The sequence below is a fragment of the Alicyclobacillus fructus genome, assembly GCF_017329605.1.
Classification (GTDB): domain Bacteria; phylum Bacillota; class Bacilli; order Alicyclobacillales; family Alicyclobacillaceae; genus Alicyclobacillus; species Alicyclobacillus fructus.
Genome location: NZ_JAFMTY010000040.1, coordinates 1 through 10,770, shown reverse-complemented (window position 1 = coordinate 10,770; position 10,770 = coordinate 1). Strand labels below are relative to the sequence as shown.

Genomic DNA, 10,770 nt, shown 5'->3' with positions numbered 1-10,770 from the left:
CAAAAAGCCCTTGTCGCACAAGGGCTCGTGATCCTGCAAAAGCCTCAAGTAATAGTTTTAGATGGATTCAAATACAAGAACCCTCCCGTGGCTTGATGAGGACATTTTCAAGCGGCGGGAGGGCGTTTGGGACAGCCCCATCTGTTTTCCGCAACTTAAAAGTGCAGAAAAGCGCAACGCGCGAATTCCCAGTAATATAATTACATGTTCGAGAAGATGTGAGCACTTGACATGGAGCCTCTGCGGGCATGATTCCGCGTCATATTGGGGCGGAAGGGACGCTTCGCCAACTGAAATCAGCAGGCTATCATGCCCGCCTCTCCACGTCAAGTGCTCGCCATTCTGGAAAGAGTAACATGACGTTTTTCTGCACTTTTACGTGACGCTTTACACCATCCTCATTGCATAAACTGTTTGTTCCAGTTGACCTTATTGTGGAGGTGCCTCGGAGAACCGTTTGGCTATCAGATCCCTTTCGTCCGCAGAAACCTTCGCTAATCGTCTGCGATATACACCGTAAACGAGTAGCGCAACGATCGCGACAATAACCGCTTGAACAAAAGGTTGCAAAATAAACGCATCACTTCTTGATGAATACGCGATAGAAATGATGAACCAAACGGAGATAACGATGAGTACCGTTCCGAGACAGATTTGCAGCCCGCGATTTCGGCCGAGTAACGACTGATTTTGTTCATACAAATGTGGTACGCGTTTTGGAAAGTATAAAAGCCCAATACCCATGGCCAAGAAAACAATCATAACGGAAAGAACTCTGAGATTCACCCCAAACACGTATCCTAATTTCAGCGACTCAACCAAACTGATCGTACCGAAGATAGAGCTGATGGTCAGGCCCAGAACGGGCGTTTGATACTTTTGGTGTGTCTTCCTGAATGCTGGAGGTAAAATACCATCCTGGCTCCAAGCGAATATCCATCGAGATTGAGCCAGGAAGATTGGGAGAAGAGTTTTAATAACAATGAACGCGACGAGAAGATTCACCAACGCGGACAACCAATGAGGCATGACGAACTGCAGCACCCCTGAGGAGGTGGTGTATTGATTGAATCCTAATTCGCTCAAGCCAGCTATGAGCTGCCATGGAACTGCGTGATAGACGGCAAACGCAAAGAGAGTATACACCACAGTAACGACAGATACAGTGATCAAAACGGCCTTTGGAAGAGATCTCTTAGCATCAACCGCCTCTCCACCCGTTTGCGTTGCCGTCGACAAGCCAAGGTATCCGAAGAAAAGCACTGGGAGAGCCGTACCAAACGCTGCACTAAGACTCACTTCGTGTACGGGAGCCGCAGCCAAAATACTAGACACACTCAAGTGAAGATGCGCCGCAACTGCATTTGCAAGGGCACTCTGACTGGTTGCAAAACCTGTAATAATCAGTAGAGCTGAAACAAACAGGACGACACACATCGATATTACCGCCAAAACTCCAGCCAGTCTTATCCCTCGAACGTGAATCAACCAAATCCCCCATATGATGATTAAACCGACAATCAGTATGCCAATCGACGATGAAAGAAACTTTGAAGTGGAGGTCAGACCAATAGATGCAGCGGCCGTGGCCAGAAACGTTGGAGCCGTATAAGCTAGTGAACCCAAGGAACCAGTCAATCCAAACCATGCAAGGAACGTAGCAACAAAACCCACCGACGGGCTCACGGATCTGGAGATGATGACATATTCACCACCCGCCCCCACCAATCCTGATGCAAAAAAGTAACGGTAAGCGACGACCGTCAAAAAGGTAATAAGTCCCCCAACAATCATGAGTAGCGGAACAAGGGTTCCAACACCGGGGGCTGTCTTTTGAATTTGCGTGGAGACAAAAAATAACCCTGATGCGATTTCGTTCGTGAGTCCAAACGCAATAATCGCCACTATGCCCAACGTGCGATTCAAGGTTCCTGTCATGTTGACACTCCTTAAAAGTTTTCTTCAAAAGACTTTGGGAAGTTGCCTGACCTCTATGGCCGCGCTCAAGAAACCACCTCCCCCGCCTTAAACAAAAAAGACAAGAGCATTGCATTGCGCATGCGCGCAATCTACACTCTTGTCTTCGGTGGTCCGATCGACAATTCAAACTATTCAACTCTGTTTACAATGAGTATAAGCTGTTATAATCGAACTGTCAATATATAAACCGGATGGACGGTTTATATATTACGAGCGTTTTGCAGAATTAACGTTCGCGACGTATGTGGCGCTATATGTAGCGTGGCATTGGTGGTTTACACACTATATATGGGCGAAAAACGGTAACAAATCGAATTCACAAAACGCTCTTTAGTGAAGATGATCTTCTGTTAATTTTATTGTATTTTTTGAGGTAAGAGTACGGGGCTGTATTTAATGCCCGATGGGTCTATTGATAGTTTTGTGTATAATTCTTTAGCGAACGTTATCGGTTAATATATGGGTCTATCCTCTCTCCAAACAGGCATTATGCACTTTCTCTCAATAATTGGGTATTGTCAGGGTCAAACCTCCCCAGTTCCAATGTAAGGTAAGCGTCAAGCGACCCACACATGGCATCCAGCCTCCCCGTGCTTGAAGATAAGCTCATCAAGCACCGCGGGAGGTTTTTCAGATGTCTATGTCTCATCGGGAGAAGCGTGAAGTTTGGCGCCAACGCATTGCGGCCTTCTACTACATATGTTTCCATTCTTGTAAGTGCTGCGCTGAGCGTGTGTATCGGCGTCGCCGACTCCAGACTGGTCTCGGACCTTTCTGTTACAATGCAATTGACGGTGCTTGTGTCCAGGCACGGTGATGAAGACGCATAAGCAGGATACATTACAACCTTTTTCGAAGGAGGGGATGATCATTTCCGACGCACCTTCGTTGGGTGAGTGGAAGGCGCTCTACGACGCCGCTATCGAGTTCCGTAACTTGGCTCCATGGCAATGGATGTATGATGATGCCCTGTTCGCCATCGAGGATCCTGACACCGGCCAGATTGGCTATTGTTCCGTCATGGGCGCTCTTGGCGAGTTTCATGGATTGGCGGTCTTTCCAGGGGAGGCCGGGTGGAGGTCCCTTCATCGGCTGATGCAAGACAATGAGCTATCGTCGGCCGCCGAGGAAGAGAGGGTGTACGGGCAATTCGCGCTCATCGCGTCGTTTGAGAGCAGTCGCGATGTCACTGAGCAGGACCGTGCCGTCATGAAACAGCTCGGCCTCCGCTTCCGGGGCGAGAACGCATGGCCTGTGTTTCGTAGCCACCGTCCAGGGTACTTGCCATGGTATCTGACGCGGGACGAAGCGAAACTCCTGACGGTCGCGCTATCCCAAGCCACTGTCGTAGCTTCTCGCATTCGCCAGCAGTCCGACCTGCTCGAGCCGCCTCAGCCCAACCAAATCCTGACCCGCAGGCGGGTAAAAGACGGCACGTCCTTTGAGTGGATCGACGTCTGGACCGAAACACCGCAGTACACCCTCTCGGCATCCGAGATCCCGCCGATCCGCGTTGACGAGGTCATTTTGAAGCGCATCCGTCGCCAAGAGACTCGAAGGGGAGAGTGGGAAGTCGACATCTTTTATGCGCCGTTCGCAGTCGAAGAGGGCGAGCGACCGATGTTCCCCAGAATGTTGATGTGTGTAGACCATGCCTCTGGCATTGTCCTTCAAGTTCATGCGGCTGCTCACGAGACGTACGCGCAGGAGTCCGTGGACAAGCTCCTCGAAACCATGCTCGCCGGAGGCTGTCCAGCGACGTTCCTATTTCAGCGTCCGGAGGTCGGCACGTTGCTTCGTCCCATCGCAGAAGGTCTTGGGATCGAGCTACGTCAGGAAGACTGGCTACCTGCCCTCGAGGAGGCCAGGGAGGCGCTGGAGCAGGGGTTGGGTGGCAAGGGGTGATGGACTTTACGACCCACATTTCGCGCCCGTCTTTTTCGACAGAAATTTTGAGTGCACACGTGGAATTGGATAGCCCGTCTTATTTTCGCGCGGGAGGGTTTGCCACTGAACCAGGTAGCAGGGACTTTGCATCACATCGAGATCAACGTATCGGACCTCAAGCGTTCAACGGAGTTTTTGGGGCTGGCTACTGGAGTTCTTTGGTTATTCACCCTATCAAGCCTGGGAGCACGGGCGGAGTTGGCGAAAAGGCATCACGTATCTGGTGTTTGTCCAAACTGAAGAATGTTTTCAAGAGCCGAAGTATCACCGCCGGCGAGTCGGGCTAAATCACCTGGCATTTCACGCAGATTCGCAAGCTCAAGTTGACGAACTGACTACTCAACTGCGTATGCGCGGCGTGCCGATTCTGTATGAGGACCGGCATCCATATGCAGGAGGGCCGGACCACTATGCAGTGTTTTTTGAGGATCCTGATCGGATCAAAGTCGAAGTCGTCGCGCCGATTCAGGATAGGAACCGCCGAGGATCCTGAAGGTAGAACCTCGGGCAAGAGGGCTGTAGACACTACACGAGTTATCCACAAGTCCCACGAATCCGCGTCGGCCATGGGTTCGTGGGACTTTGTATGACTACAAAGTGTCGAACTCGGGCTTCAGTCAGCTAGCCGACTAAGCGGCTTATCCTGAGGGTCCCTTTGCATGTTCGAACTACTTTGTAAACTCTGATTCACTGTCCAGATAAATCGCTCTAGTGCGGGAGATATACGGGTATCATTGCGGTAAATGAGCACCGTAGGAGCTTTCCGGAATTCCTCAGGCACTTCATAGATGGTAAGGTCGTATCGGCTTCCATCGACGATGGTTCTTGGGACTAGTGATATTCCAAGACCTGCAGCCACGCATCCAAGGATTCCGTCCAAAGTACCAAGTTCAATCACCTTGCGGGACCGGATCCCGAGATTATCAAGATACTGTTCAAGTCGTTTGCGGTATGAACATCCTTTTCGGAATGTCACGATCGTGGCGGGACAAAGGTGGTTATATGAAGGTTCCCATCCATTCGCTTCCGCAACAAGAACGAGTTCTTCTTCGATGAGCGCTCCTGTGTTCAGTAAAGGGTGACAAATTGGTCCAGCCACAAATGCCACCTCGATGTCGTAGCTTAGCACAGCTTGCAGAAGTTGGTCGGTTGGTCCAGACGTCAAGGACAAATCGACCTGCGGACATAGCCGGTGGTATTCAGCGAGGATAGCTGGCAAACGTGTGGCCGTCGTGGTCTCCATTGCTCCAATGCGCAGCGGTCCAATGGGTGATATCGTATCTTGGACGGCTTGTTCCGCCTCGTGACACAAGTGCACGATTTGTTCAGCGTAACGAAGCAAGGTCACGCCACTCGATGTAAGAGACATACCACGAGCATGTCGATGAAACAATGTGGTTCCTAATTCGGCTTCCATATGCTGAATGCGAGTTGTAATGTTCGATTGCACGTATCCCAGTTGCTCTGCCGCCTTCGTTACACTTCCGATTTTGGCTACTGTCAAGAAAATTCGCAGATCACGAAGTTCCATTCGCCACGCCTCCTACATTCTATATAACGTTCGCTTTTAGAGATGAATAAATTCATTTTTATTCATTTTACGTGATGATGACGCGTCATGTACAATCATTTTTGCCACATCCTCGCAGTGGGAGGCGTGCAATTTGGTTGAGTGTCAAGGGAAACCGAAAGTTGATCGAAGCCTGTGGACGCATCTCCTAGCGGGTGTGTTCGCATTATTCATTGTCATGGGAGTCGGGCGATTTGCCTATACAGCTATTCTTCCACTGATGCAGGCACAGGCGCACGTCACGAATTTGATGGCGGGCTATCTAGCCTCAAGTAACTACGTAGGGTACTTGATAGGCGCCTTCGCAGTCGGAACGGTGAGTTGGTTTCAACGTCATCGTTTGCGAGTCTATCAGTGGTCGATATGCATCAATGTCCTTACCACTGGAGCAATGGCTGTCGCTGAGAATCCTTGGATTTGGTATTGCCTCCGAGCAGTCTCCGGCTTAGCGAGCGGATTCGTCTTTGTGTTGGCATCTAGTATGGTTCTCGACGAACTGGCCCGTCGACAGCGTTCAAGACTGTCCGGCGTGTTCTACGGTGGAGTCGGAGCAGGGATATCCGTAAGCGGGTTAGTCGTCCCCGTTTTCGGGGGTATAGCAGGTTGGCGAGGTGCATGGCTTGGACTCATGGTTGTCAGCATCCTCATAGGTATTCCCGCGATACTTTGGATGAAGGATGCTCAAAATAGCTCTCAAACCGATATGTTTCCTTTAAGAGATCTTCTGAGTAATTATCTTACAAAAGCATACTTTCCATGGCTAGTCTTGGCCTATGGTCTTGAAGGACTCGGTTACATCATAACGGGGACATTTCTCGTGGCCCTGGCGACGGCCACTCCTGCGCTGCATCGATTTGCGTCGTATATTTGGATTTTGGTCGGGATTGCGGCCCTGCCTTCGTGTATCGTGTGGGCGTATGTTGCACATCGGTGGGGGCATATCACTGCTCTTGTCGCGGCCTATTTGTTTCAAGCCCTTGGCGTTCTCTTACCGATCGTTGTGCCAAGTGCAATGGGGGCATTTTTGGGTTCAGTTCTCTTCGGTGGCACGTTTATGGGCATTACTACGACGGCGACGACACTAGGTAAGTCCCTACGCTCGAGGGACGGTAGCCAAGCTATAGGTCTCATGACCGGTGTGTATGGAATAGGACAAGTCTTGGGGGCGGTGGGCTCCGGCGTCCTTGCGCATCACACTGGTGGATTTGTTTTACCAACTTTGATGGCAAGCGGCGTGTTATTCCTCGGCGCCGTGGTTCTGATGCTTGGTAAAGTAATGAAAGTGTGAGCTTCCGATGCCCGGAGTATCTTAAAGATGATATTGTGTGTCTAAGCGCTTCCGCAATGAACCTCCTCTTTCTGTCAAGCACCAGTAAGTTTGTCGCCAGAAGCCCGGTGAATGACGATGATGATTTTGTCACTTTGCACACGAGAGAAATGAGCAGCCCGTACCCTTGTGTCAGCGTGGTGTCTCACTTGTGAGCCTGGAGGGCCCAAGGAGCAAGGTAACCGTCAAACCGAACACACCTTGACATTCAATCCCCGAGGCCGCGCGGATAGATGGTCATCGTCCCATCACGAGATCATTCAGCCATTCCCGTGCCTCATTGCAAAAGACCCTGCCATCTCTGGCAGGGTCTTCGTGGATGTCGTATTCACTTCTTCACTCGAATTCCTTCAGGGAGCGCTTCAGACCAAGGCAATAATGGCTCGAACGCCGCCTGATCCGTGAGGTCCATGTTCGGAATCCGTTCAAAGAGATACGTAAGATACGCGGTCGGGTTCAGTCCATTTTCCTTCGTCGTCTCCACCAGTTAGGCTGCGCAATATTAACAAGACTCAGATTTCTTCGATCTGGATGACATCATTCAATCTCACGAGTTGTTCACCGCCCGCAGTTCGCACGCGCAGTTCCCGGCCACGCACTGTCACGTGGCCGACGAGTACCACGTCCCGTTCCGGCGTAAACACCGTTACACGCACGGCGCGTCCCTCACGAACCGCCTCACTGAGCGCGTACTGCATCTCCTCCAGGCGTTCTTCGGTGAGCACCGGGCGTTTGCGTTTTGCTCGTTCGCGCTGGATTTGCGCCATGAGCTCGCGATGCTCAGGCAACACCATTCGCATGGCCTCGAAGATGTTTCCGTCCCGGATGTTCATGCGTAGTGTCCTCCGATTCGCAAACTCCGTTCACGAAGTTGTCCGGCGCGCGTCAGGCTCACGGCACGCATGATGGACGTCTCGCCAAAGCGTGCGCGGATCTCATCGATGGTCTCGTACAGTCGTGTCCGCGCCGGCACGTTCTCAAACAGCGATAATTGCACGGTCTCGCGAAATTGCAGCATGTCCACGCCCACCGACACGGCCCGTACGCCGGAGCCGTCCCAATGTTGGCCCAGTAGTGCCAGGAGCACAGGGTACAGTTCGGCGGGGTCGTTTGTGGCGCGCGGCAACGTCTTCGCGCGGTAGAATCCGCCCGTCAACCCCTCGTAGGTGAGGCCAAGTCCCACACGCCGGCCGGCTTGATGGGCTTGGCGCAGTCGGTGACACACTTCGTCCAGCAATTCCAGGATGACGACCGCGATTTCACTGCGCTCGTAGAAGTCTCGCGGCAACGTCGTGCGATGGGAGAATCCCTTGTGCGGCGCGTGATAACTGTCCGGATTGATGTCGCTCACGTCGATCCCGTTGGCCCAGCGATGGATGACTTCGCTCCACACGCCGAATTCGGCTTTTAGTACACCGACGGGCAGGCGTGCGACGTCGCCAATCGTCTCGCACTTGAACTTGCGCCGCAGGACTTCCGCCCGCCGCTTCAAACCCCACATCTCCTCGACGGGCAAAGGATGGAGCACAGACGGAATGTCCTCTTCTCGCCACCACACAATTCCGCCCGGCGTCTTCTTGGCGGCCTTGTTCGCCATCTTCGCAAGCCACTTGTTCGGCGCGAGTCCAATGCGCGATCGGATGCGGAACTGATCCCAGATGCGCGCTTGGAGGTTGCGGGCGGCCGCGATCGGGTCAGGGAACAACGCGGACGGGTACGGGAACGCGATGAAGCCCTCGTCGACCGAGAATTGCTCCTGGAACGGGAAACATTGCTGCATCAGCATCTGGATCCGAACTGACACGTGCAGGTAAAACGCCATGTGCGGTCGCACGACGATGAGGCGCCGGTACAATCGCAGAGCTTCACCCAACCGCATGGCGTTTTCGATGCCGTATCGTTTGGCCGTCGGGGTCGCGGCGAGGATAATGCCCGAACGCCGGGCCGGGTCGCCGGATACCACAAGCGGCGGGTCGGTGGAATCATCGAACTCCTTGCGCCGGGCTGCGTACTCCTCGCGGCTCGCCACCTCGCACGAGGCGTAGAAACTCTGCATGTCCACTAGGCCGTAGATGAGCTTCGTCATCGCGAAATCATCCCCGTCCGCTTGGCGCGATTTGCAGCTTCGGCCTCAAGCATCTTTCGCATGAACACGGCTTCGTCGTAGAGATTGCCGACACGGAACTCGATGCGGATGTCCATATCGCCTACTTCACGCTCAATGATGTGCAATCCGTCCGCGCGCATCTGTGCCTTGACGCGCGCAAGCTCACGGGTGATATGCGCTTGGACGAGCTCGAGGATGAGGAGTTGCCGAAGAAGAGCTGTCGGTCGGTTCATAGGGCACCTCGAATGCGAACATATGTTCCTGTATAGAGTATATCGAGTCCGGAGACCGACGACAATCCCAAGCCGCCTGGGGAAATTCACCTTTCGTTTTGTTCTAATTTTGGTAAAATGACAATAGTAAGCGTATCGAAGGAAGGTGATGAGATGTCCAACACGCACGTGGTCTTCGTCTATGGTAACCTGCGCAAGGACCAACCAAAACGCCGGATCATGGAGCCTCATTTGGTGCGCGAGCTCGGCATGGGTCGGATTCGCGGTGTCATGTACGACTGGGGCGCGTTCCTGGCGGTGACGCTCGAAGAGGATGGGGAAGTCGTCAGTGAGTGGGTCGAAGTGACAGACGAGGGGCTGAAGGTGCTCGACCGGCTGGAGGGGTATCCGTATCTGTACGACCGTGCAATCGTCGAGGATCTGGCGAACGGGCTGCGGGGCTGGGTGTATCACATGCCCATGGTGAAGGCGAGGCAATATGACCGGCGTGTCGCGAGTGGTGATTGGGTGGAGCATATCCGTGCTCGCCGCGCGTGCTGAGGAGATGATCGGGGACTTGCTTTGGTGGGATAAGATGCTTCGCGCGGCGTTTTCTCGTCGCGAAAGTAGATGCTACGGCGGTATACTGAGATCACACGGAGGTCACGATGAAACTGGCGCGGAACGCGAATGATATTGTCGCCAAGCACTTGACGAACGCGTTGCCGGGTGATGTGTTGTCGGTGATTGGCATTCACGATGCGCACGTCGTGCGTGCGTTGCCGACGGAGATTCCGAAGGTCGAAGTGCGGCAGGAATTCACCGACATCATGTTGGAGTTGGCTAGCGGCGCGTTGTTGCATCTTGAGTTCCAGACGACGCGAGAGCCGGAGTTGTATCGGTTTGCGGCGTATGATCTGGCGATCGCGGAGCGCTATAGGCGCCAGGTTCGAACCGTCGTCCTGTACACGGGCGACGTCAAGGAAGCGCCGTCGGAACTGGACGCAGGTAGCTTGCGTTATGCTGTGGAAAACGTATACCTGAACCGGCTGGACGGTGACGGCGTGCTAGAGACCGTGAAACGGCACTTGGCCACACACGAGTGGACTGCGGAAGACCGAGTGCGGCTGGCGTTTGCGTTCCACATGCGATTTGACCGACGGACACGGGACGAGGCGTTTGAGGAGATTGTCGAAACGGTGCAGAAGGTGCCGGATCGGTACGAGCAGGACTATCTGGCGGCGCTCATTTTGGGGTTCAGCGGACGGGTTTTGGCGGAAGAGCAAAAGGCGCGCTTAAGGAGGGTGTTGGAGATGACGGAGTTGTTGAAGGAGATTGAGCAAGAAGCACGCATAGAAGAGCGCAAGGAAATTGCGGCACGTATGTTCCGCAAAGGTGCTTCTGTGTCCGACGTAGTGGAGTTGACCGGGCTGTCGGAAGAGGAGGCGCGGGAAATTCAGAAACAGATTCACTAAATGAGGAGTGGATGGCCGGGAGGCGAAGACGATGAGCAAAGCCCGCAACCGCCGGGCGAAGCGCGTTCGCGAAGGCGGACTGGATCCGACGATTTCGCGAGGGACGTGGTTGCGAAAGCCACAGACGCAGGTAGTGCCGAACAAGAAAGCGG

9 protein-coding genes and 2 pseudogenes are annotated in these 10,770 nt (G+C 53.4%); 5 read left to right on the top strand and 6 right to left on the bottom strand.

Annotated features, from left to right (window positions below):
• Nucleotides 1-429: 429 nt before the first annotated feature.
• Nucleotides 430-1,938, bottom strand: a complete 1,509-nt coding sequence (locus J3481_RS13800) for an APC family permease (RefSeq protein WP_206832709.1) — start codon at nt 1,936-1,938, stop codon at nt 430-432.
• A 906-nt stretch (nt 1,939-2,844) separates the two neighbouring features.
• On the opposite strand from J3481_RS13800, the gene J3481_RS13795 reads away from it, so the two are divergent.
• Together J3481_RS13795 and J3481_RS13790 are read left to right on the top strand one after the other, a co-directional pair.
• On the top strand, nt 2,845-3,885 hold the full coding sequence (locus J3481_RS13795; RefSeq protein ID WP_236011730.1) for a DUF7309 domain-containing protein: 1,041 nt from the start codon (nt 2,845-2,847) through the stop codon (nt 3,883-3,885).
• Between the two features lie 126 nt (nt 3,886-4,011).
• A pseudogene (locus J3481_RS13790) lies at nt 4,012-4,420 on the top strand (VOC family protein).
• Nucleotides 4,421-4,540: 120 nt separating this feature from the next.
• On the opposite strand, the gene J3481_RS13785 reads toward J3481_RS13790, so the two are convergent.
• The gene (locus tag J3481_RS13785; protein ID WP_206832708.1) at nt 4,541-5,458 is read right to left on the bottom strand and encodes a LysR family transcriptional regulator; all 918 of its coding nucleotides are present in this window, start codon (nt 5,456-5,458) and stop codon (nt 4,541-4,543) included.
• Nucleotides 5,459-5,654: 196 nt separating this feature from the next.
• Between J3481_RS13785 and J3481_RS13780 the strand changes: the two genes are divergently transcribed.
• A complete protein-coding gene (locus J3481_RS13780; protein ID WP_328702153.1) occupies nt 5,655-6,785 on the top strand; it encodes a YbfB/YjiJ family MFS transporter in 1,131 nt (376 codons plus the stop codon).
• 367 nt (nt 6,786-7,152) lie between these two features.
• Here the strand turns inward: J3481_RS13780 and J3481_RS13775 are convergent.
• From J3481_RS13775 to J3481_RS13760, 4 genes and pseudogenes are all read right to left on the bottom strand, one after another.
• Nucleotides 7,153-7,311: pseudogene (locus J3481_RS13775) on the bottom strand (transposase domain-containing protein); the annotation flags it as partial.
• 25 nt (nt 7,312-7,336) lie between these two features.
• Nucleotides 7,337-7,657 carry a YolD-like family protein gene (locus J3481_RS13770; RefSeq protein ID WP_206832706.1) on the bottom strand — a complete coding sequence of 107 codons (321 nt, stop codon included), beginning with the start codon at nt 7,655-7,657 and terminating at the stop codon, nt 7,337-7,339.
• Nucleotides 7,654-8,910 (bottom strand): DNA polymerase IV, encoded by a 1,257-nt coding sequence (locus tag J3481_RS13765; protein WP_206832705.1) that lies wholly within the window; start codon nt 8,908-8,910, stop codon nt 7,654-7,656. The genes J3481_RS13770 and J3481_RS13765 overlap by 4 nt, the downstream gene beginning before the upstream one ends.
• Nucleotides 8,907-9,164: a hypothetical protein gene (locus J3481_RS13760; RefSeq protein WP_206832704.1), complete on the bottom strand. Its 258-nt coding sequence runs from the start codon at nt 9,162-9,164 to the stop codon at nt 8,907-8,909. Before J3481_RS13760 ends, J3481_RS13765 begins: the two co-directional genes overlap by 4 nt.
• A gap of 153 nt (nt 9,165-9,317) precedes the next feature.
• On the opposite strand from J3481_RS13760, the gene J3481_RS13755 reads away from it, so the two are divergent.
• Both J3481_RS13755 and J3481_RS13750 read left to right on the top strand, forming a co-directional pair.
• Complete coding sequence (locus J3481_RS13755) at nt 9,318-9,704, top strand: gamma-glutamylcyclotransferase family protein (protein ID WP_206832703.1); 387 nt, start codon at nt 9,318-9,320, stop codon at nt 9,702-9,704.
• A gap of 107 nt (nt 9,705-9,811) precedes the next feature.
• Nucleotides 9,812-10,618 (top strand): RpnC/YadD family protein, encoded by an 807-nt coding sequence (locus J3481_RS13750; protein ID WP_206832702.1) that lies wholly within the window; start codon nt 9,812-9,814, stop codon nt 10,616-10,618.
• Nucleotides 10,619-10,770 lie beyond the last annotated feature (152 nt).